The sequence below is a fragment of the Rhodococcus zopfii NBRC 100606 = JCM 9919 genome, assembly GCF_001895025.1.
GTDB lineage: Bacteria > Actinomycetota > Actinomycetes > Mycobacteriales > Mycobacteriaceae > Rhodococcus > Rhodococcus zopfii.
Genome location: NZ_BCXI01000019.1, coordinates 108,410 through 128,818, shown reverse-complemented (window position 1 = coordinate 128,818; position 20,409 = coordinate 108,410). Strand labels below are relative to the sequence as shown.

Below are 20,409 nucleotides of genomic sequence, written 5' to 3'. Positions count from 1 at the left end.
CGCCCCGTCGCCCACTTCGCTTCCCCAAGGAGAATCCATGCGTCATCCTCGACCCGGTCGCGCCGTTCTCGCGGCGCTCGCCTTCACGGCCTCCCTCGGCCTCGTCGCCTGCAGCAGTGACGGAACCGGCGGCGCCGCCGTCTCGGATGCGGACGTCGCCGCCGGGCTCGAGTACGCCCGCGCGCAGCTCGCACAGTACGAAGCCGACCCCCAGTTCACATTCGACGCCGAACCGTTCCCCATGAAGGACATCGCCGGCAAGACCATCTTCGCCGTCCCCACCAACAGCGAGAATCCGTACAACGTCGCGGTCGACGAGGAATCGAAGAAGGTCGCCGAACGCTACGGCGCGACCTGGATCGAGTACACCAACCAGGGCCAGCCCACGCAGTGGGCCACCGGCGTCGAGCAGGCCGTCAACCAGAAGGTCGACCTCATCATCCTGTCGCAGGGCGTCGACGCATCCCTCATCAAGCCGGCGCTCCAGAAGGCGGACGCGGCAGGCATTCCCGTGCTTCTCACCCACACGATCCTGCGCGGTGAACCGATTCCTGCGGACCTCCAGGGACTCGTCGACGCCACCACCGACGCACCTCTCGCGGAGGCCAACCGGCTCACCGTCGACTGGATGATCGACCGCACCGACGGCGACGGCAACGCGCTCATCATCACCTCCAACGAGGTGCCCCCGGCCAAGGCCGAGGTCGCCGCGATGGAGGACGAGATCGCGCAGTACTGCCCGAAGTGCAGCTACAAGATCGTCAATGTTCCGGTGGCGGAGTGGGCCACCAAGATCCAGTCCGAAGTGCAGTCCGCGCTGTCGGCCGATCCCACCATCAACTTCGTCCTGCCCATCTACGACTCTATGTCCCTCTACGCGCAGTCCGGGATCAAGGCCGCCGGTAAGACCGGGCAGGTCGAGATCTCCTCGGTCAACGGCACGCCCGCCGTGCTCAAGATCCAGCAGGACGACGGCATCGTCACCATGAACGTCGGCGAATCGATCCCGTGGCTCGCGTGGGCGACCCTGGACCAGGCCGGTCGCCTGCTGCTGGGCTACGAACCCGTCGCGAACGGCGCGCAGGAAACCCCGCTCAAGCTGATCACCGCAGACAACATCGACGAGACCGGCACCCCGCCCCAGCCCGACAAGGGCTACGGCACCGCCTACGTCACCGGCTACGAAGCCATCTGGGGGCCCAGTGAGCAGCCCTGATCCGATCGTCAACATCGTCGGGCTCTCCAAGACGTTCGGCGACCACACCGTCCTGAAGAACGTGGACCTGACGATCCACGCCGGGGAGGTCCACGGCCTGCTCGGTGAGAACGGCTCCGGGAAGTCCACGCTCATCAAGGTGCTCGCCGGATTCCACGCCCCCGACGCGGGTGCGGCCCTGCAGGTGCGCGGCCGGGACGTGCCCCTGCCGGTGCCGGCGGGCGGGTTCCGCGACCTGGGCATCAGCTTCGTCCACCAGGACCTCGCGCTCGTCCCGGACCTGTCCGTCGTCGAGAACCTGCGGGTCGGGCCCGTGGTGGCCGGATCGAAGCCGTGGATCTCGTGGCGACGCGAAAAGCGCACCGCGCGAGCACTGTTCGACCGCTTCGGCCTGGACATCGGTCCGGAGGCGCCGGTGTCGAGCCTCAACGAAACCGAACGGGCGCTCGTCGCGATCCTGCGCGCCACCGAGGAACTCGGCGAGGGCCGCACGCTGCTGGTCCTCGACGAGCCCACCGTGTTCCTCCCGCGTGAAGGCACCGACCTGCTGTTCTCCGTCGTCCGGGAGATCGTCGCCGACCGCAAGGCCGCCGTCCTGTTCGTCTCCCACGACCTCGACGAGGTGCTCGACCACACCGACCGCGTCACCGTGCTGCGCGACGGGGTGTCGCAGGGCACGCACCGCACCCGCGACCTCACCGCCACCTCGCTGATCGACCTCATCGTCGGCCGCAGCCTCGCATCCGCGGACCCCCGGGTCGCCGGCCCGGTCCGCGACTTCGACGACGTGCCGCCGCTCGCCCGCGTCGTGGAACTGGAGACGGCCACCGTGGACGGCATCTCGTTCGACGTGCGTCCCGGCGAGATCATCGGCCTCACGGGGATCGCCGGATCCGGCTACGACGACGTGCTCGCCGCGCTGTACGGCGCGAAACCCGCACGCGGCGGGCGCATGACGATCGGATCGGACGACGTCGCGCTGCCCACGGCCACGCCGATCGACTCGCTGGCAAGCAAGGTCGTGTACGTGCCGCCGGACCGCAAGGTCGAGGGCAGCGCGCCGGAACTGACGGTCGCCGAGAACGTCACCCTTCCCATCCTGGGTGGCGGCCTCGTGAGACCGCGCGCACTGAACTCCGTCGCCGCCGCACTCGCGGAACACTGCGACGTCCGTCCCCGCGATCCGCAGGCCGTGTACGGGTCGCTGTCCGGCGGCAACCAGCAGAAGGCGCTGCTCGGCAAGTGGCTCCAGATCGATCCGAAGCTGGTTCTGCTGGCCGAACCCACCCAGGGCGTCGACATCGGTGCCCGCGCGCGCATCTTCGAGATGCTGCGCGACACCGTCAACGGGGGAGCGAGCATCGTCGTCGCCAGTTCCGACTACGAGCAACTGTCCGTGCTGTGCAACCGCGTGCTCGTGTTCTCCCGCGGCCACATCGTCGCCGAACTCACCGGCGACAACCTCTCCAAGCACCACATCTCGGACAGTGTCCTCGGCCTGACCCGACAGGAAGTGAATGCCTGATGTCCGTCACCATCGACAAGATCACCACTGCGAACACCGCCACCCCCGCGGACGCACCACCGAAACAACGCCGGGCGCTCGGGCCGCTGTTCGAGAAGTACGCTCTCGTCCTCGCGCTCGTCGCAGTCGTCGTCTTCTTCAGCGTGCTGCGCCCCGAGATCTACCCGACCGCCAACAACCTGCAGAATATCCTCGGCTCCCAAGCGGTCCTGCTCATCCTGGCGCTGGGCTTGATCGTGCCGCTCACCGCAGGCGAATTCGACCTGTCCGCGGTCTCGACCATGTCGCTGGCGGCCATGACGATCGCCGTACTCAACGTCCAGCACGGCTGGTCGCTGCTGCCCGCCATCGTCGTCGCGATCCTCGCCGCGGTGTTCGTCGGTCTCGTCAACGCGCTCCTGGTCGTGCGGCTGCAGATCGACTCGTTCATCGCGACACTCGGCAGCGGCACCGTGGTTCTCGGTGTGGTGCAATGGATCTCCGGATCCACCTCCGTCACCGGTATCGACTCCGCACTCGTCGACGCCACCATCGGCACCCGAGTCCTGGGGGTGTCCCTGCAGTTCTACTACGCGCTGGCGCTCGTCCTCGTCATGGCCGTGGTGTTCCAGTTCACCCCGATCGGACGTCGGCTGTTGTTCGTCGGTCGCGGCGCGCAGGTCGCCCGCCTGAGCGGGCTGCACGTCGACCGCATCCGGGGTGGCGCGCTCGTGACGTCGGCATTCGTCGCCGCCCTCGCCGGCGTCGTGTACGCCGGAATGCTCAGCGGCGCCGATCCGTCGTCGGGGCAGTCGTTCATGCTGCCCGCCTTCGCCGCCGCGTTCCTCGGCGCCACCGCAATCGTCCCCGGCCGTTTCAACGCCTTCGGCACCCTCGTCGCCGTGTACTTCCTCGTTGCGGGTGTCGTCGGGCTCCAGATGCTCGGCGTGGCCAGCTTCGTCCAGCAGTTGTTCTACGGCGGCGCTCTCGTGGTCGCCGTCGCCCTGTCCGGCGCCGTACGCCGTCGCACCGCGTCGCGCACCACGCGTTGACGTAAGAGCGACCGGTCACCGGTACAGGACATCAGCCCGCGCAACATCGGTGAAATCATCCGGTTGACATCCCGAAATCCTCTCTATGTCGACTGTGAGGGCGCCACGGTCAGCGCGCTGCACGTTAGGAGAAGTCATGACAACCACAGTGGTAGCCGGCAACCCGAAGCCCGGCTCTCGTACCCTCGATGCGGCAACGTCGTTGGCCACCGCGCTCACCGGTTCCGCTCCCGACCATGTCGTGGACGTCGTCACCCTCGGCGCCGGTCTGCTCGGCTGGGGCGACGACGCGGTCGAAGCAGCCGTCGAGACCGTCGCCTCCTCGGATCTGGTGATCGTCGCCAGCCCGACCTTCAAGGCCACCTACACGGGTATCCTCAAGCTGTTCCTCGACCAGTTCGCCACCGGTGACGGACTGCGCGACGTCACCGCGGTGCCCCTCATGCTCGGCGCGGGCCCTGCTCACGCGATGGCACCCGACCTGCTGCTCAAGCCGGTCCTCGTCGAACTCGGCGCGACCTGCCCGGCGCCGGGCCTGTACCTGCTCGATTCCACCTACACCACCGACACCCGTATCGCGGACTACGCCGAACGCTGGTCTGCCGCAATTGGATCCACCGTCCGAACGGAGGCACGATGACCACTCCCACCCTCGACGGCGCCACCCTGCGTCGAGCCTTCGGTCACGTCCCCGCGGGCGTCGTCGCGATCTGCGCCGACACCGGCACCGAACGTCTCGGCATGGCCGCCAGCACGTTCGTACCCGTATCGCTCGACCCGCCGCTCGTCGCGTTCTGCGTGCAGAACACGTCGACCACCTGGCCGAGACTCGCCGCGCAGCCCCGGCTCGGCATCAGCGTTCTCAGTTCCGAACACGACGGCGCCGCCCGCGTGCTCGCCGCGAAGGACGGCGATCGGTTTGCCGGCCTCGGCACCGAAACGCGGGACGGGGGAGCGCTGTTCGTCGACGGGTGCGGTGTCCGGATGGACGTATCGATCGAGCAGCAGGTGCCCGCCGGGGACCACGCCATCGTCGTGCTGCGCGTCCACGAGCTGCACTGCGAGGAATCAGATTCCACGGTGGAGCCGATCGTCTTCCACCGCAGTGCATTCCGGAAGCTGGTGGCGTCGTGAGCCGCCTCGAGGCGGCGCTCGGCGCGATCCGCGCCGGACGGCCCGTCCTCGTCTCCGACGATGCCGACCGCGAGAACGAGGGCGATGTCATCCTCGCGGCGCACCACGCGACGCCGGAATGGATCGCGTGGACCGTGCGGCACACCTCGGGCCTGCTGTGCGCACCGATGACCGGAGCCCGGGCGGACGCGCTGGACCTGCCCGCGATGGTCGCCGACAACCAGGATCCGAAACAGACCGCCTACACCGTCACCGTCGACGCCGCCCGCGGTGTCACCACCGGGATCAGCGCTGCGGATCGTGCCACGACACTGAGGGTCCTCGCCGATCCGACCGCGACCGCCCGGGATCTGATCCGGCCCGGACATGTCCTGCCGCTGCGGGCCCGCGCCGGCGGAGTGCTCGAACGCCCCGGTCATACCGAGGCCGCCGTCGACCTGTGTGCGCTGGCCGGTGTACCGCAGGTCGGGGTGATCGCCGAACTCGTCGCCGACGACGGGACCATGATGCGGATGCCCGGCATCGAGGACCTCGGCGCCCGCCACGACCTGCCCGTTCTCACGATCGAGGAACTGCGCAACTACCGGGCCGCGCATGCCTTCCCGGCGCCGGTCGTCCCGGCCGGCCGGGTGGTGCGCGGAGACGAAACGTTGATGCCGACGCGATTCGGGACGTTCCGGGCCGTCGGCTACCTCGACCGGCACACGGGCGCCGACCACGTCGCACTGATCGCCGGCAGCCCGGCGGACGGCGCACTCGTCCGGGTGCACTCCGAGTGCCTGACCGGGGAGTCGTTCGCGTCGCAGCGCTGCGAGTGCGGCCCTCAACTCGAGGCCGCACTCGAACGGCTCGCCCACGACGGCGGGGTGCTGGTGTACCTGCGCGGACACGAAGGCCGGGGGATCGGGCTGCTCAAGAAGCTGGCCGCCTACCGGCTGCAGGACGACGGTTTCGACACCGTCCAGGCCAATCTCGAACTCGACGAGCCAGCGGACGGTCGCGAGTACGGTGGCGCAGCGGCGATCCTGCACGACCTCGGGGTGGGGTCGGTGCGGCTGCTCACCAACAACCCCGCCAAGATCGCCGGTTTGGAAGACAACGGGATCACCGTGACCGGTCGTGAACCCCTGCACGTGGGGGCCGCGCCGGCGAACGTGCGCTATCTCGAAACCAAGCGGCGGCGCATGGGGCACATGCTGCCCGCTGCCGAGGGCTGAGATAGAGCCCCACACGGAAGCGCGGGTCCGGGCAGTGTATTGTCCGGACCCGCGCTCGTCGGGCTGTCAGCGGCGCATCAGCGCGAAAACTCCCCAGCCGAGATATTCACGCTGGTACCGCGTGTAGCGGGCGGGGTCGGTGGTGAGCTCGGCCCGCACCTCCGCGGCCAGTTCGTCATCAGGATTGTCGTCGAGCCAGCGGCGGAGGTTGAGCCACTGCGCCGCCTGGTACCGGTCCCAGCTGTCCTGATCGGCCAACACCATTTCCACGACGTCGAATCCGAGAACGCCGAACTGCTCGATCAGCTCCGGCAGCAGCAGGAAGTCCTCCGTGCCACCGGCACCGCACGCTCTGGCGGTTTCCTGGTCGGGCACTTCCTCGCGCCAGTACGGTTCACCGATCAGCATCAGGCCGCCGGGCCGGAGGCTCTGGCTCAACAGCTCGGCGGTGCCGGCCACGCCGCCTCCGATCCAGGTGGCGCCCACGCACGCGACGAGATCGACCGGCGTGTCCGCGACGAAGCCGGCCGCATCGGCGTGTATGAAGTCGACCTGGTCGTCGACGCCGAGTTCAGCGGCACGGGCACGGGCCTCCTCGGTGAATATCGTGCTGATGTCCACCCCGGTCCCGGTGATGCGGTGGTCACGGGCCCACGTGCAGAGCATTTCGCCCGACCCGCTGGCGAGGTCGAGCACGCGCGTCCCGGGTTCCAGGTGCAGTGCCTGCCCCAGGGTGGCGAGCTTGCACGGGGTGAACGGGTTGTGGATGCGGTGGCTACTTTCGCGAATGGTGAAGATGCGTGGAAGATCCACGAGAGGTACTCCTCGGGCTCGAATCCGTCATGGCATCTGCGCAGGACAGTCGACCGGAGTCGGCTGCCGTTGCTCGGACCGTCATCGATTCACCTCGTTCGGACGCCTGGATCGTCAACGCGACGAACGTAGCCTTCCGGGTCGGATGTTTCCACCGAATTAGCTGAGAGATGGTCGATCCCCCGGTCGGCTCGATGGAGGAGGGTGCGGTCCCACGCGCCCGTTTCGGTGCGCCCCTCCAACCGTGCCGCAACACGGACCTGCTGGCTTTACTCGGCGAAGCCCACCGCCGGATCATGCGGGATCGAGTTGCAGCACCACCTCGACGCGACCCCGCTCGTCGCGGTGCGCGACGGCGTGGCCGGTGCGCTTCTCCTCGAGCTGGATGCTCATGGGCGCGCCCTCGCCGAGGAAGTTGCGCCACCACGTCTTCTGATCGGGCACCCCGACCCTGATCGTCACGGTGTCGCCCGAGAGGCGGTAGCCGACCGGCAGGGTGATCGTCCGGCCGGATCTGCGGCCGATGTAGGTGATCGGGGCGATGAAGCTGCGGATACGGCTGCCGACGACAGGTAGTCCGGCGGCCGCCATGACAACGGAATTGAAGGCGCCCGCGAGGCGCAGCATCGAACCACCGGGTGTCATCTGATGTTCGGCGCGGATACTCCCCCGTTCACGAGGGAGAGGAAGCGCCGTCCTCCTTCCGCAGGATGTGGTGGCGTCGGGCAAAACTGAGTTCCTAACAGGGGTCTAGCCGCATCGCGGTTTGTAGGCTTGGTGATGGCAGGCCGGGATGTTGGAGCGCTCTGCGACTCCTGTGACTTCCGGCCTGCCTCTACCTTCCGGCGCTCATCCATCCGCTTGTGCCGGACGTTGTCGCGGTGCCGCGGCTCGATCCGGTAACGCCCACGGTACGGGAATGTGCACCCGCCGCTCAATTGCGGTTGTGTGGGATTATGTTCGCTAGACGGACGTTTTTCCACACAGAACGCGGGCCGGCGATCCTCTCACGACGACGCGCGCACCGCGCGGGGCATCCGCGGCCGACCCGCCTTGATCAGTCCTACCGCGACCACGATCTGACCGATCATCAGGGACGTCGGCAACGCGATCAATTCCCACCCGGTCGACGCGAACGCCAGCGCCCACACGACGATGGCGACGGCAAGCGCCACTGTCGTCACCTGGCCGAGAGCCATGAGGTTCGTGGCCCAGTTGCGAGCGCGCTGCCTGACGGCACAGATTGTTCCGGCGAGCGCTCCGGCGACCGCACACGGCAACCCGATCAGAGTCGGGAGCACCATCATGAGTCCGAAATACGGCCCGACATCGACAACGCCGGAGAGAACGAGCTGAGGCACGGCGAACACCCACATCGCGGCGGTGCACAACACCGAGACGACCGACGCGGCCCAGAGTGTTCTCATCGCATCAACGTAGCCGAAAGATGATCTACTGGGCGGGATGATGATCACGGCAGAAGCGTTGTCGGCGGGTCCCAGAGGACGCCGGATGCTCCTCGCATACGCGCTGGCCGCCGAGCGAGCGGGCCGGCAGGAGTTCGACGAGAACTCCTTCGGCTCTGCGGTCTTCCAGGTGTCCTACCAGCTCGATCCTGGACGAGGAACCTCGCGGGTCGTCTTCGGTCCCGGCGTCGACGAGTCGCAGTGGCCCGAGATCACCGTCGACGACGTCGCTCGGCGACTGTCGAATCTCCCGCTTCCCGAGGTGACCTCGCTCGACCTGCGTTCCGCGCTCGTCGAAGCCATCGACGCAGCGCGGTACTGGCAGGATCCGGAAGGCGAGGACATTCTCGTCGCCACTACGGCTGTGCGACAGTCACTTCGGCGAGTCGCCGGGCACATCGCCCGATCAGCGCTCGCGCAGTGGTGGGGGACCGGCGTCGCGCGGGACGACCAGTGGGCGGTGGTCTGGGACAGTGAAGGCGAAACCACCGTCCAGCCTTCTGTCGAGGAGCGGTTGCGCGCGTGGCACGCTCGCGTCGTCGAGCACGAAGCGCGAGCCGAGCGCGACCGCCCCACCGACCCGACGTCGAACTGGTCCGGCGAGTGGTGGTCGCCACCTCTGACGCATCTGTCGGCGACGGCCCGGACGCTCGCCGACGGGAGCCCGGCCGGGTTGTGGTTCGTCGAGGACAGCATGGGCTGGGAGCGAGCTTTCACCCGACGGGTGCACGTGCCGCCGGGCATCGAGGTGTGCGAGATCGACGGCGCGGATGCCTGGGCGGACTTGTGCCGACGCTTCCCGCTCGAGGTCACGGCCGAGAAGCGTCACGACTGGTACCGGACCACCGGCCGCGATGGCCGGTGGGTGATCCCCGACTGGCAGGCCGTCGCCTCGGAGTACGGGGGAGTGCATCTCACCGTCGCCGGTTATCTGGTCGCGGCGGGAACCGCGATCGCTGTCGACGACGGCACCGCGAGCGTCATCGCCGGATGGGCGCCGGACGAAACCTTCTGGCTCACAGACACAGTCGTCCCCGGGGACAGCTCGGTCGCCTGGGTCCGCGACGATCGGGTGTGGATCCGCGAACCGCACACGCCGTAGAGGACCGTCAGAACAGGCGCGGTGTCGCGTGCGAGCCGTCGCGGGCCTCGCAGACGCGGGCGTGCCAACGGTCGACGAGCCACATCTCGACGAGCTCGGGTCGGGTCGTCATCAACGACGCCCACGTCGTGAGCAGATCCACGTACCGGTGGTAGCGGCGCAGCGTGAAATCGGCGACCGACGGATCCTCGAGCCAGCCTTCGTGAACGAGCGTCGACACCCCGTGCTGGTCGAGCATCTGCGCCGGTCCTGCGTCCGTCTGGACCTCGACGGCCCACAGGTACGTCGCCAGGAGGGGAACGCCGATCCCGGGAGTGTCCGGCCACCCCGACCAGGTCTGCCGGGACGTATCGGGCAGCGATTTCGTCTTCGCGCAGTAGTCGAGCACACCCTTGATCTTCGCGAGCCGGTCGCGGTTCTTCGGGGCACGTGCGTCGCGGACGTCGGGGAAGCGGCGGGCGCCGCGTCGTCTCGGATGCGCGCTTCGCCACGCCGCGCACAGGAACAGCAGGCCCAGTCCGTCGTGGTCGGCGTCGATCAGCTCGCTGCCGAGGCGAAGATCGTTGCGCTGGACGATCGCGTCCCCGGAGGTGACGACACGTCCGTCGAGATTGCGGCCGCGGAGCCGGATCTCGTGCCCGGCGCGTTCGAGGTGGCCGTTCCACCACTTCAGGTCGACGGTGACGCCCTCGTCGAGCACCTGCAGATCGAACGACCGCGCCCGGCACCACTCCGAACACGCCTTCGGTGGCTCGAAACCCTCGTCGTACGGATGCACATCGTCGACACTGCCACGACCGGACCGTGAAACCGGGGTGGGACACGCGCAGGCGCTGAGGGATCACCTATCGGTTCCCGACCCATACAGGTGTGTTCGCGTTACGGTAACAGCGGCAGATTTCACCATCACCGTTCGACCCAGCGGCTCGTCGCGTCCGGAGGTTCGAATCAGCATGGCCACCTATACGTTCGACGTCTTCACCAGCCTCGACGGATACGGAACCGCGGTGGACTGGCCCGGATACTGGGGCAAGGAAGGCCCCGAACTCGTGGCGAGCCGTGCCGACGCGTTCGGATCCGACCGGATCCTCGTGCTCGGCGCCAACACCTACCGGGACCTGTATCGAATCGTCCAGTCCGGGGACGACCCCATCTTCGACCTCATCAACAAGGCGCGGAAGGTGGTCGTCTCGAAGACGCTCGAGCCGCCGCTGAAGTGGGAGAACACGACGCTGATCGCCGAGGACGCGCTCACCGCGATCCCTCGGTTGAAAGCCGAATCCGATCTTCCGCTGTGGTCGCACGGAAGCCTGTCGATGAACCGGGCGCTCATGGCGGCCGGGCTCGTCGACCGGGTCGTGATCACGGTCTTCCCCGCGATCACCGGCACCAGCGGCCGCAATCCGGTGTTCGTGCCCGGCGCCGAATTCGACCTCGAACTCCTCGAGTCCCACACGTTCGACGGTCGCGTCCAGCAACTGGTCTACGCGCCGACCCTGCACGACCGCCCGCGTGACGACGTCTCGAAACCAGGGGCCAGCAGCATGCCGTAAGGGGTTCTGTGTGGGTTTGTGTTCGCCCAGCGGGCGTGAATCCACACAGAACGACGGCTACGACGCCTCGAACCGTGCTTCCACGTCGGCGGTGATGCTGATGCGGTCGGGTTCGAGGGTGAACGCGGGACCGCTCTCCTCGGAGGTGGACGTCAGGCCGGCGTGCATCGCAGACCGCATCACGGGTCCTCCACCCGGGTACGGCGCCGGCGGCGTCGGCAGCCCGAGCATCCCCGGATCGGCGATCGCGACCGCACGGAAAGTGCTGTAGCCCAGGCTTTTCGTGTATCCCTTCGCTTTGTCGAGTGCGTTCTGCACCGCGAGGTCGCGAACCCGGGCGAGCTTCTTCTGCCGTGACCGGCGGCCGATCCACCAGCGCAGGTCGGCGACCGTGACGGCCTCGAACCCCGAGACGCGGTCCACGAACGCACCGATCGCGTCGAACTCGTGGAACGTCACCGTGATCGACGCCGCCGACGTGTACCGCCACGGGAGCGTCGCGCCTTCGTTGCTGTACGGGCGGTAGCGGCTGTGCCGCACCTGGTCGAACGTCCACCGTTTCACGGGGTTGCCGGGGCGTTCACGCATCTCGGTGACGAGACCGGTGAGGGCGGCGACCGCCCGGGCGACCGGGTCGGCGGCCTGCTCCCGCGTCGCACCGTCGGCGTGCACCTGCAGCGCGACCGTGCACCGGTTCGGCGCGTACTCGCGTTCGGCGTGACCGGCGACGGTGACGGTGAGCTCGTTCATGCCCGCGAGTGTGCCAGCACGGCACGGCTGTCGTCGGTCTTCGCGGATCAGGCGTCCTCGACGGCGGCGAGCAACATGCGCGCCGCGACCGAGACGAGCTTGTCCCGATCGGACTGCGGCGGACGCAGCAACGCGATCCGCGAACACAGGCTCGCGGTCGCGCCCATGACGATGAACACCAGATCGTCGATCGCGGCGTCGTCGAGATCCGGTCGCAGCCGCGCCGGAATGATCCGCCCCAGCGGCCGCAGCGGACCTTCGATCTCGGTCCACGCCATCCCGAATTCGCTTTCACCGGATGTGTACGACACGCGCAGTACGGCCGCGTGCTTCTCGAACGCTGCGGTGAGGCCTTCCACGACGGTGACCATCGCGACCGCCGGCTCCTGATCCATCGCCCGGCCGATCGCGGTCGACAACGACGTGGTGATGTCGTGGACCGCCGTCATGCGCAGTTCGTCGACGATCGCGTCGATGTCGGGGAAGTAGCGGTAGACGGTGCCGATGCTGACGTGGGCGTGCTCGGCGAGCGCGGTCGTGCTGGGACGGACCGGCGGGTTCCGTGCGAGCAGTTCGTGGGTAGACGTGAGCAGGTGTTTGCGCATCTCGCGGCTGCGTTGCTGCGTCGGCGACTTTCGTGCGTTGTTACCTGCGGTGTTCCGATCCTGGCGGGAGCTCACAGAAAGTGAATAGTAAGTGAGGATTCTTCGTGTTTCCATGAAATGCATGGAGCGACGGATTCCTCGTGACCTTGTCAACGCCGATGTTGCGGTGCGTCGCTACGGCGACCTCGGGCACCGATGGCTGGACGGAATGTGGCACGGTGATCCGCTGGCCGACGCCGTCGTCGCCGACGACTTCGGCGCCTCGTCCGCGACGGAAGCGGTGCGCGCCGCCCTCGCCGGGGGAATCGATTCGGTTGCCGATGCACCCGAGTCTCTGCGAATGCTGTTCAAATTCCTCGACGACGAACCCGACTGGGTCGACCACGACCGTCTCGACAACGCCGCCGACGCCCTCGTCCGGCACACCTCGATCCTCGGCATGGTGCTCGGTGCCGCCTCGCTGGTGCGCGGTGCCGGCAACGAGATCGCCGGCAAACCGCTCGCGCTGACGGGCCGGTATGTCAGCCAGCCGGCGGTGCGGTCGGTCGAGGTCGGGGAGTGGCTGCGGCACGTGCTCACCCGCGGTGGAATGCGACGCGACGCAGCGGGTTTCGCGTTCACCGTGCGGGTGCGGCTGATCCACGCGCACGTGCGTCGCGGCATCCTCGCGAGCGGTCGCTGGGACGAGGAGGCGTGGGGTGTACCGATCCCGCAGTCCTACATGGCGCTGACGATGGCGGAGTTCGGGCACATCGCCGTCGAGGCGATGGAAATGCTGGGCGTGCGGTTCACCGACGAGGAACGCGACGACATCTACCACCTGTGGCGCTACGTCGGCCACGTCATCGGCATGAGCGACGACCTGAACCTGTGCAAGGAAGCCGACCACCTCCTCGTCGAGGAGTTGTACCGGCTGACCTCGCCCGGCCCGAGCGACGACGACCGGGACTTCGTCGTCGCGCTCACCGGCGACTACCTCGTTCCCGAACTCGCCAACCTGCTGCCCGGCAACGAGCGGTTCACGCGGGCCGTTTCGAAGACGTTGATGTACGGCTTGCAGCGCGTGTTCATCGGCGACGCCGATGCCGACGCCCTCCGCATCCCGGACGGGCCGGTCAAGCACGTGCTGCGGCGGATCGGCCCGGCCCTGGCCCTGGTCAATCGGATCCAGGACCTGCGCTACCCGGATCGGGAACGGGTGACGCTGCGCGCCTACAAGGGCCGCGACGTCTCGATGGAGCGGATGCGCGCGGACTACCGCGTCGAACACGACCTGGTGGACGCGGCGCCGCACTGAACGGTTAGTTCCCGCCAGATGGGTCGATGAGGTCTGCGGTGGCGCGCAGGAACGCCGCGACCGCCCGAACCTGGCCGTCGGTGCTGCCCGCCCGCAACGCGGCGGTCGGGCCGGCCGCGGCCGGCGCGCCGGTCGGGGTGAACAGGAACAACTGGTCGTGCAGGTCGTTCGAGCCGTGGATCTCCGGATGTTGACGCGGATTGAACCCGTCCCGCACCCGGGCGAGGAACTCGGCATTGGTCACGAACCCCGCCGCGGTAGCGACCAGCGGCGCAGCCTTGCGGGTGAAATCGCCGTGGCCTGCCGTCTCGTACGCGACCTCGACGGCGCTGCACGCGCTGAACAAGAGTTCGCGGTCCGTGCGGGTCTCCGCCGGAACCGAGGAACCGCGAATCTCCCGGTATTTCCGCACGGTCTCGTCGTCGAGCACCCGATACCGCGGCAGCGAATCGGTGTCCTTGCGGATCTGTTCCAGTTCCGCGGAATTGAGGCCGCGGTTGGCGGAGCCGGAGTGACACGAATCGAAGACCAGTGTGAGTCCGACCCCGACCGGAAGCAGATCCCAGACCTGCCCCAGGTCATCGTCGATGAGCAATTCGCCCCCGCGGAAATCCACCGGGCACAGGGCCTCGTCCTGCTTGTCGGCCGAGTCGCCGGCCCCGCTCTCGTCGCCGTTCAGATCGGGCACATGGGTGCCGTGCCCGGAATACTGGACGACCAGTACATCGCCGGGTGACGCGCCGGACACGAGTTCGACCATCACACGCAGGATCGACGTGCGGTCGGCCCGATCGTCGTGCAGGCTTTCGACGTCGAAACCGACGCGGTGCAGCGCATCGGCCCACTCGCAGGCGTCGGCGACGCATCCGCCGAGCCGGTCCGGAACGTCCGGATACCGGTCGATCCCGATGCACAGGGCCTTGCGGGGCGATGTGCTCGGCCATCGCGGCACTGCGACCGGTGCGGTGCGGAGCACCTCGGGTGCGGACGCGCGGGCGCGGACCTCGGGAAACTCGACGATGTTGTCGCGAGCGAGGATGCGGCGGGCGACGCTGTTCATCGTGGGCGCGTCCTCGTCGAACCCGCCGTGAGTGAGGGAGGTACTCGAGTCGTGTGGGCCTGCCGTCACCGGGGACCAGACGGCGTCGGTGGACGCGGTGCCGTCGAGGAACAACCGGGCGAGCCGGTCGTTGTCCCGAACCGATTCCTGAAGCCCGAGGATCGGAGCGCCGATCTCCGGCTCGAACGATCTGCTCACCAGGTACAGCAGCGACTTGCCGTAGACACCCCCGCACGTATCGTCCAGTTCCGCCTGCTGGGTCATCGAGTACATCGTGAGGTGGCCCACCTTCCCCGAATCGAGCTGTGGCAGCACCTTCTGTTCGAACAGGTCGGTGCGTGCGGCCGGGGCGAGCAACGAGATCGTGTCCACACGCTCGACGCCGGCGTGGAGGAGGTTGGGCAGCAGATGCGCGTGGAAGATCGATCCGGCGCTGTGGCCGACCGCGTGCACGGTGATCGCGCCGGGATGATCGGTGACGTAGGTGCCGAGAAGTTCCGCCACCCGCCGTGCGCCGCCACCGGAAGCGCTGGCCGTCACCGCATCATCCTTCATCGCGTCCCACAGCCGTTTGCCCTGTGCGAGCCGCGCGAACGTTTCGAGCACGCGATCGCGGAAGTCGCCGAGCAGTCCGCGGGCGCTCGGGGCGAGGACGCCCGCCAGCGCATCGGTTACGGCGTCGACCAGCCCTGTCTCCCAGACGAAATGCAGGGGATAAGCGCCGTTGTCGAGCCACCAACGGATCTGCCGGTGCGCGATCCGCAGGCCGTTGGCCTCCGCCGTCACGCCGCCGTGGGCGTAGAGCACGAGCGGGACCGGGCCGTCGCGGTGCTCGGAGACGTACTGCGGCAGATGCGTTTCGAAGATCGCTTCGACATCGGCGTCGGTGGTGAAGAACTCACCCTCGCCGCCGGCTTCCGTCGCGAGCTTGCCGTCGCGCAGATCCACGACGTGGGGGCGCAGTGCGGTGACCTGGTCCGGGGTGAGTCCGGACGAGGCCCGGGTGATGCGTTGTGTCATGGTATTTCCTCCGGTGGGACGGTGAGGTCGATGGTGGCGAACGGATGTGCGTAGAGGGTGTACGCGAGCCATGCCGGGGTGCCCATCGCGCGCGCCGCGGTGCGCGCGATGGTCAACGCCTCCGACACGGTCTCCTTGTTGCGTAGTGCCTCGTAGAACATGTGGACGAACTCGGCGGCGGACTCGTCGTCGACGTTCCACAGGCAGCACAGCACCGCGCCCGCGCCGCCGGAAAGGAACGCGGGAGCGAACGCGTCGGTGCCGGTACGCGCGCGGCCGGCACGGCAGGCATTGAGGACCACGAGCGGTCCCGGTGACGACCTGTCCTGGGGATGTGGATAGTCGCGGGCGAGACGATCGGCCGGGTAGACGCTGCCCGCATCGGGTGGGAGCTGACCGGTGAAGCCGCTCAGCAACAGTTTCGGCAGCCCATTGTCGGAGTCGATGTCGCCGTGCCCTCCGAAATGCAGCAGATCGACCTTGCGCTCGAACAGCAGGTTGCCGAGTACGTCCGCGGAGCCCGGCACGATGTCGCGCGCACCGAGCTTGGTGCGCAGGTAGTTCCGCTCGGACGTCAGGTGCGGAAGCTGAAGTCCGATCGGGTAGTCGTCCGGGCACAGGACCCAGCGACGGTCGCGCAGCGGCGACAACGCCCCGGGGTGCACGCCGCCGCAGAACCAGCGGATCAGGCCCTTCTCGCCGAGGAACAGGCGCTTGGGGCCAGGGCCGCTGTCCACTTCGACGGTCAGGAGCTCCCACGAGATGTCGGTTTCGGTGGTGACGACAGCCAGCCCGTCGAGCAGTGTCCACCGCGCGGCCAGATCGTCACGAAGTGCCTCGGGCAGAAGATCGTCGGCGAGTTCGCTGCCGTAGTGCTCGAGCGCCGTGTCGAAGGCGCGTCGTCGCCCGTCGTGGGTCGGTGCGTCCTTGTGGAGGTCCCACAGCTCCTCGAGGCGGTCGTACAGACGCGCCAGGTAGCCGCGCTTGTCGACGAGCGACAGACCCGAGTACGTGCGATGGAACCCGTCCGGTAGCGACAGGTCGAACGTGAGGGTCGCGGTGCCGGCGACGAGATCTTCGCCGACGGCGAGGACCGGGAGATCGCCCAGTCGTGGATCCAGCTGTTCGACCGGGGCAGTGCCGATGCTCGGGGGAAGGCCGGCCGGTACCGGGCCCGAGGTGACCGTGACGGTCAGGACCAGTGCGGAGTGTGGAAAGGCGTTGTTGCCTTGTCGCACCGTGATCGTCGCAACGGCCTCCCCGGGCACTTCGCCCACCACGTGGAACTCACCGGTCGTGACGTCTCCCGGCGCAGGACACGCGAGTTCGAGGACGTCTCGGGTGCCGGGAGCGACGCGCAGGTTGTCTCGCCACAACTTGACCATCAGGGGTAGGTCCGGCCGGATCCGCAGCGGCATCTGGGCATCGCGACGGTCCGGGAGGTCGTCGAGCTCCTCGCGGGCGAGACGGACCGTCAGCACCGTCGAGACCCCGGCCTGCAGCACCGGCGGGAGATCGGCCGCGAGGAACGCGTCGATCTGTGGCGTGTCGCCGGGACCGGCGGATTCGAGGATGCCGCCGTCCATCGCAGCGGTTTCGGGACGGCGGACCCAGACGACGATCAGGCGCGTCAGGACCGTCACGTCGACGTCGATGCTCCCGTCGGTGGCGTCGTGGCCGTCGACCGTGACGATCACCTGCGCGTCCTCGTCGAAGACCAGGGCAATTCCGCCACGGGGGAAGCCGATCGCGAGGGTGACCGGTATCGGAGCCTGATCGGTGCGCGACGGGAGGGTCACCGCGACGGCGTACTCGGCGTCGAGCGGAAGGTCCGGCAGCAGCAGCCGCAGTGCCGTCGGTTCGAGCGCATCGACACGGGGCTGTGCACCCCGGGGTGCGATCACCGAGATGCGCGCGTTCTGGTTCGAGTTCGACATCGATCGCTCCGCAGTGGGGGAGTGGACGACTTCGAGGTTCCATCGTCGCACGAGCGAGTGAGCGTAGTCCCTCGATTCACGAGGATCCGTGGAATCGGGTAGTCCACCAGTCGGGGGGCCGCAGACGCGTGCCGCCGTGTCACCTGCGAATCCTTTTTGGGAACAATGGAATCGAGGATCACGTGCGCGCCACCCACTCAGGGAACGATTCCGGCGGGCGCGGTCGACTCCGCGCCGCACCGATCACCGGCGGACTTCCAGTTCACCGTCAAGAGTGGATGACCGAAGTAGACATAGGCGAGGGAGGTTGCAGCTGGACTGGATTCCACTGACCGGCAGCGGATCTCGCGCAGAATCGATGCGGGGGAGCGGATGCCGGTGAACAGCGTCGGGTAGAACCCCCCGACGAGCTCACGCGCCGCCCCGTCGTCCACCTTCCAGAGTGGCGCGACCACCGCCTCTGCGCCGATATTCAACAGCGCGAACGCAATACCCGCGTACACGCCGAACACTTCGCGGCCCTGCGCGAGCTGGCAGGCGTTGAGGAACGCCAACCGGACCGGACTTGCCTCGACTCCTTCGACCGACACCGGGCTCAGATAGTTCCCGTCGACGAGGTAGATACCGTCGCGCAAACCGGTCGGGTCGAAGTTGCCGTGCACCGCGAGATGCAGCACATCCGCGCGGGGGGTGCCGTCGAGGCAGCGCAGGATGTCGCTCATCCGGGCATCGACGGGCTGCGCCGCATAACGCGCGCACAGCTGGGCGGCTTCCTGCGCTGCCTCCTCGAGGTTCTCCTTGTCCGAGTACTTCCCGAAGACGACGGCCATCGAGTCCAGTTCGAGGTCGGGAGCGGGAGCCGGACTCCGGCCGTGTGCCAGGTACGGCCAGCGTCCGATCACGGTCTGCGCGCCGAGCAGGGGCGGGTCGCCGTCGCACCACGGTTGCGGGACGCGGGCGAGCTCCCACGGAATGTACGGGTCGGCGGTCGCGAGCAGCACACTCGGCGGGCCCTCCACCGCGTCCGCTGCGGCTTTCAGCGCGCGCCACACCTGATCGGGAATCGCGTCGGCGATGCGCCGACCGACGCCGCGCAGATAGTACGGCAGATCCACTCCGGACGAGCGGTCCTCGACACCGGTCATCAGTTGCCGGACGGTCGTCGCGACCGTCACCGGGAGGTCCGCGGCGACGAATCTGCCGTCGCCGACCGTCGCATGCGGGGACCGGAAGTACCAGAACAGACGCCGCGGTCCGTCGGCGTCGTTGCCGGGCGCGACCACCAGTTCCAGATCGGGCCGCGTTCCCGGGTCCGTCGGCAGTACCCAGTCCGCGTCCGGGCGGACCGGCTCGGCGGGGGCGGGACCGTCGCCGACCAGCACGGACCGGGTGGCGATCCCGATCGTGCGGCCTTCGATTGCAAATACCGCGAGGATGCTGCGGGCCGGTGCCAGAGCTGCGTCGTCGACCGCGCGGAGCCGGATCACATCGTAGGCGCAGGGATCGTCGGGGCCCACGGCGATCGTGCGGATCGGTGAGCCGCCGAGCACCTCGAAGCCATCCGCGGATACCGTCACCGTCAGCGTGAATTCGGTGTCCGGCACCGACAGGGGATTCGGGCTCGTGACGCCGTGGCCGGAGGATTCCGCAAGACCCACGCGCAGTTCGAACACGCCGCCGGGAGGAACCCGGTCGGGTGCGTCCAGGCGTGCATAGGCCGTGCGGGTTCCGGCCGTCGGCTCGGGTACCGCGGATTCCAGAACACGTCCGTCCCTGCGAGCCTCGGCCGACGACGGTTCCGGAACACGTCGGCGCCTCACGGTCACCGAGCCGAGGCGGACCATGTCGAGAACGCGGGCCAGAATGTTCACGACCGTCCGCACGACTCGGGCCAGGAGGCCGGTCACGGAACGACCGGCCTCCTTCGCTCGATGCTCACCACGGGTAGGCATCACGGATGAACTCCTTGTCCGGGTCGGACAGTTCCGAATTGAGATCGGCCGAGAAACCGTCGGTGGTCCACCGGGCGGGAATCGGATACATCATGATCGAGTCCGCATCGGTGGGAGTTGCCGAAACAGACCGCGGGTCATACCGTTTGAAGATGTTGTGCTCGATCGTCGCGGGATCCCATCTGTTGGGCGGACCCGAAAGATCGGCGATGACGGCGCGCCGATTCCAGGCGATCGGACGGTTCGGATTCTGATGCTCGTGGATGAGGCCGAGCGCATGCCCGAACTCGTGGAGCACGACGCGGCGCAACTCGTCGTCGGACGACGAGGGCGTGAGCCAGCCGTAGTTCATCGTGCGTTCCGCCGGTGGGATCTGCCGACACTGTGTGCCCAGGTACGACCAGGAGCCGTCGCCCTGTTCGAAGCCGATCCGGATGTCCGCCGGTCCGGAATCGACAAAGTGGAAGGCGAGATTCGCCATCTTCTCTCCGGTCCATTCCTCCGCGACGCTGCGCACCCGCCGTCGCAGGTCCGGATCGCCCTCGAGGAACCGGACGGTCACCCGGTCCCCGACGCCCCATTTCGATTCCTTCAGCAGCGCGGCCCGGGTCTTCTCGGTGTCCTGCGGCGGCAGCACCAGCGAACAGTAATGTCGGGCATTGTTTTCGGTCATGGTTCTTCCTCGTGAGGTTCTCCGGCGGGACGGACGGCCCCGGCGGTTCGGGTCGGGA

General features: G+C 68.1%; 19 protein-coding genes. 9 read left to right on the top strand and 10 right to left on the bottom strand.

Annotated elements, in window-relative coordinates; all coding sequences use genetic code 11:
• Positions 1 to 37 precede the first annotated feature (37 nt).
• The 6 genes from RZ1_RS14735 (at position 38) to RZ1_RS14710 (ending at position 6,123) form a co-directional block, all read left to right on the top strand.
• Positions 38 to 1,216, top strand: a complete 1,179-nt coding sequence (locus RZ1_RS14735) for a sugar ABC transporter substrate-binding protein (RefSeq protein ID WP_072812941.1) — start codon at positions 38 to 40, stop codon at positions 1,214 to 1,216.
• The gene (locus RZ1_RS14730; RefSeq protein WP_072812939.1) at positions 1,203 to 2,741 is read left to right on the top strand and encodes a sugar ABC transporter ATP-binding protein; all 1,539 of its coding nucleotides are present in this window, start codon (positions 1,203 to 1,205) and stop codon (positions 2,739 to 2,741) included. The genes RZ1_RS14735 and RZ1_RS14730 overlap by 14 nt, the downstream gene beginning before the upstream one ends.
• Positions 2,741 to 3,772, top strand: coding sequence for an ABC transporter permease (locus tag RZ1_RS14725; RefSeq protein WP_072812938.1), 1,032 nt, complete (start codon positions 2,741 to 2,743; stop codon positions 3,770 to 3,772). Before RZ1_RS14730 ends, RZ1_RS14725 begins: the two co-directional genes overlap by 1 nt.
• 136 nt (positions 3,773 to 3,908) lie before the next feature.
• Positions 3,909 to 4,412, top strand: coding sequence for an NADPH-dependent FMN reductase (locus tag RZ1_RS14720; RefSeq protein ID WP_072812936.1), 504 nt, complete (start codon positions 3,909 to 3,911; stop codon positions 4,410 to 4,412).
• On the top strand, positions 4,409 to 4,906 hold the full coding sequence (locus RZ1_RS14715; RefSeq protein WP_072812935.1) for a flavin reductase family protein: 498 nt from the start codon (positions 4,409 to 4,411) through the stop codon (positions 4,904 to 4,906). Before RZ1_RS14720 ends, RZ1_RS14715 begins: the two co-directional genes overlap by 4 nt.
• Positions 4,903 to 6,123: a bifunctional 3,4-dihydroxy-2-butanone-4-phosphate synthase/GTP cyclohydrolase II gene (locus RZ1_RS14710; protein ID WP_072812933.1), complete on the top strand. Its 1,221-nt coding sequence runs from the start codon at positions 4,903 to 4,905 to the stop codon at positions 6,121 to 6,123. Before RZ1_RS14715 ends, RZ1_RS14710 begins: the two co-directional genes overlap by 4 nt.
• Positions 6,124 to 6,189: 66 nt before the next feature.
• Here RZ1_RS14710 and RZ1_RS14705 read toward each other — a convergent pair whose 3' ends face one another.
• The 3 genes from RZ1_RS14705 to RZ1_RS14695 form a co-directional block, all read right to left on the bottom strand.
• Complete coding sequence (locus tag RZ1_RS14705; protein ID WP_072812931.1) at positions 6,190 to 6,936, bottom strand: SAM-dependent methyltransferase; 747 nt, start codon at positions 6,934 to 6,936, stop codon at positions 6,190 to 6,192.
• Between the two features lie 294 nt (positions 6,937 to 7,230).
• Positions 7,231 to 7,581, bottom strand: a complete 351-nt coding sequence (locus RZ1_RS14700; RefSeq protein WP_072812930.1) for a hypothetical protein — start codon at positions 7,579 to 7,581, stop codon at positions 7,231 to 7,233.
• A gap of 362 nt (positions 7,582 to 7,943) precedes the next feature.
• Positions 7,944 to 8,363, bottom strand: coding sequence for a hypothetical protein (locus RZ1_RS14695; RefSeq protein ID WP_072812928.1), 420 nt, complete (start codon positions 8,361 to 8,363; stop codon positions 7,944 to 7,946).
• Positions 8,364 to 8,448: 85 nt separating this feature from the next.
• Here RZ1_RS14695 and RZ1_RS14690 point away from each other — a divergent pair, with 85 nt between their 5' ends.
• A complete protein-coding gene (locus RZ1_RS14690; protein WP_238071662.1) occupies positions 8,449 to 9,504 on the top strand; it encodes a hypothetical protein in 1,056 nt (351 codons plus the stop codon).
• Positions 9,505 to 9,511: 7 nt separating this feature from the next.
• Here the strand turns inward: RZ1_RS14690 and RZ1_RS14685 are convergent, their stop codons facing one another.
• Positions 9,512 to 10,282 (bottom strand): 8-oxoguanine DNA glycosylase OGG fold protein, encoded by a 771-nt coding sequence (locus tag RZ1_RS14685; RefSeq protein WP_072812926.1) that lies wholly within the window; start codon positions 10,280 to 10,282, stop codon positions 9,512 to 9,514.
• Between the two features lie 175 nt (positions 10,283 to 10,457).
• On the opposite strand from RZ1_RS14685, the gene RZ1_RS14680 reads away from it, so the two are divergent.
• Entirely contained in the window at positions 10,458 to 11,057 is a 600-nt protein-coding gene (locus tag RZ1_RS14680; protein ID WP_072812925.1) for a dihydrofolate reductase family protein, read from the top strand.
• Between the two features lie 57 nt (positions 11,058 to 11,114).
• Here the strand turns inward: RZ1_RS14680 and RZ1_RS14675 are convergent, their stop codons facing one another.
• Both RZ1_RS14675 and RZ1_RS14670 read right to left on the bottom strand, forming a co-directional pair.
• A complete protein-coding gene (locus RZ1_RS14675) occupies positions 11,115 to 11,807 on the bottom strand; it encodes an SIMPL domain-containing protein (RefSeq protein ID WP_072812923.1) in 693 nt (230 codons plus the stop codon).
• Between the two features lie 47 nt (positions 11,808 to 11,854).
• Positions 11,855 to 12,412: a TetR/AcrR family transcriptional regulator gene (locus RZ1_RS14670; protein WP_072812922.1), complete on the bottom strand. Its 558-nt coding sequence runs from the start codon at positions 12,410 to 12,412 to the stop codon at positions 11,855 to 11,857.
• Between the two features lie 121 nt (positions 12,413 to 12,533).
• On the opposite strand from RZ1_RS14670, the gene RZ1_RS14665 reads away from it, so the two are divergent.
• Complete coding sequence (locus RZ1_RS14665; protein WP_072812920.1) at positions 12,534 to 13,709, top strand: oxygenase MpaB family protein; 1,176 nt, start codon at positions 12,534 to 12,536, stop codon at positions 13,707 to 13,709.
• Between the two features lie 4 nt (positions 13,710 to 13,713).
• On the opposite strand, the gene RZ1_RS14660 is transcribed toward RZ1_RS14665, so the two are convergent.
• The 4 genes from RZ1_RS14660 to RZ1_RS14645 form a co-directional block, all read right to left on the bottom strand.
• On the bottom strand, positions 13,714 to 15,789 hold the full coding sequence (locus tag RZ1_RS14660; protein ID WP_072812918.1) for a caspase family protein: 2,076 nt from the start codon (positions 15,787 to 15,789) through the stop codon (positions 13,714 to 13,716).
• Positions 15,786 to 17,726, bottom strand: coding sequence for a CHAT domain-containing protein (locus RZ1_RS14655; RefSeq protein WP_072812916.1), 1,941 nt, complete (start codon positions 17,724 to 17,726; stop codon positions 15,786 to 15,788). Before RZ1_RS14655 ends, RZ1_RS14660 begins: the two co-directional genes overlap by 4 nt.
• Positions 17,727 to 17,923: 197 nt before the next feature.
• Positions 17,924 to 19,633, bottom strand: a complete 1,710-nt coding sequence (locus RZ1_RS14650; protein WP_072812914.1) for a CHAT domain-containing protein — start codon at positions 19,631 to 19,633, stop codon at positions 17,924 to 17,926.
• A gap of 28 nt (positions 19,634 to 19,661) precedes the next feature.
• Positions 19,662 to 20,351 (bottom strand): matrixin family metalloprotease, encoded by a 690-nt coding sequence (locus RZ1_RS14645; RefSeq protein WP_072812913.1) that lies wholly within the window; start codon positions 20,349 to 20,351, stop codon positions 19,662 to 19,664.
• Positions 20,352 to 20,409: the final 58 nt, after the last annotated feature.

Bases quoted from the DNA above. Each gene is read 5' to 3' on its own strand.
- RZ1_RS14680 (WP_072812925.1), top strand. From the start codon at position 10,458: ATGGCCACCTATACGTTCGACGTCTTCACCAGCCTCGACGGATACGGA.
- RZ1_RS14720 (WP_072812936.1), top strand. From the start codon at position 3,909: ATGACAACCACAGTGGTAGCCGGCAACCCGAAGCCCGGCTCTCGTACC.
- RZ1_RS14660 (WP_072812918.1), bottom strand. From the start codon at position 15,789: ATGACACAACGCATCACCCGGGCCTCGTCCGGACTCACCCCGGACCAG.
- RZ1_RS14715 (WP_072812935.1), top strand. From the start codon at position 4,409: ATGACCACTCCCACCCTCGACGGCGCCACCCTGCGTCGAGCCTTCGGT.
- RZ1_RS14670 (WP_072812922.1), bottom strand. From the start codon at position 12,412: ATGCGCAAACACCTGCTCACGTCTACCCACGAACTGCTCGCACGGAAC.
- RZ1_RS14695 (WP_072812928.1), bottom strand. From the start codon at position 8,363: ATGAGAACACTCTGGGCCGCGTCGGTCGTCTCGGTGTTGTGCACCGCC.
- RZ1_RS14735 (WP_072812941.1), top strand. From the start codon at position 38: ATGCGTCATCCTCGACCCGGTCGCGCCGTTCTCGCGGCGCTCGCCTTC.
- RZ1_RS14645 (WP_072812913.1), bottom strand. From the start codon at position 20,351: ATGACCGAAAACAATGCCCGACATTACTGTTCGCTGGTGCTGCCGCCG.
- RZ1_RS14725 (WP_072812938.1), top strand. From the start codon at position 2,741: ATGTCCGTCACCATCGACAAGATCACCACTGCGAACACCGCCACCCCC.
- RZ1_RS14690 (WP_238071662.1), top strand. From the start codon at position 8,449: ATGCTCCTCGCATACGCGCTGGCCGCCGAGCGAGCGGGCCGGCAGGAG.
- RZ1_RS14655 (WP_072812916.1), bottom strand. From the start codon at position 17,726: ATGTCGAACTCGAACCAGAACGCGCGCATCTCGGTGATCGCACCCCGG.
- RZ1_RS14700 (WP_072812930.1), bottom strand. From the start codon at position 7,581: ATGACACCCGGTGGTTCGATGCTGCGCCTCGCGGGCGCCTTCAATTCC.
- RZ1_RS14675 (WP_072812923.1), bottom strand. From the start codon at position 11,807: ATGAACGAGCTCACCGTCACCGTCGCCGGTCACGCCGAACGCGAGTAC.
- RZ1_RS14665 (WP_072812920.1), top strand. From the start codon at position 12,534: ATGGAGCGACGGATTCCTCGTGACCTTGTCAACGCCGATGTTGCGGTG.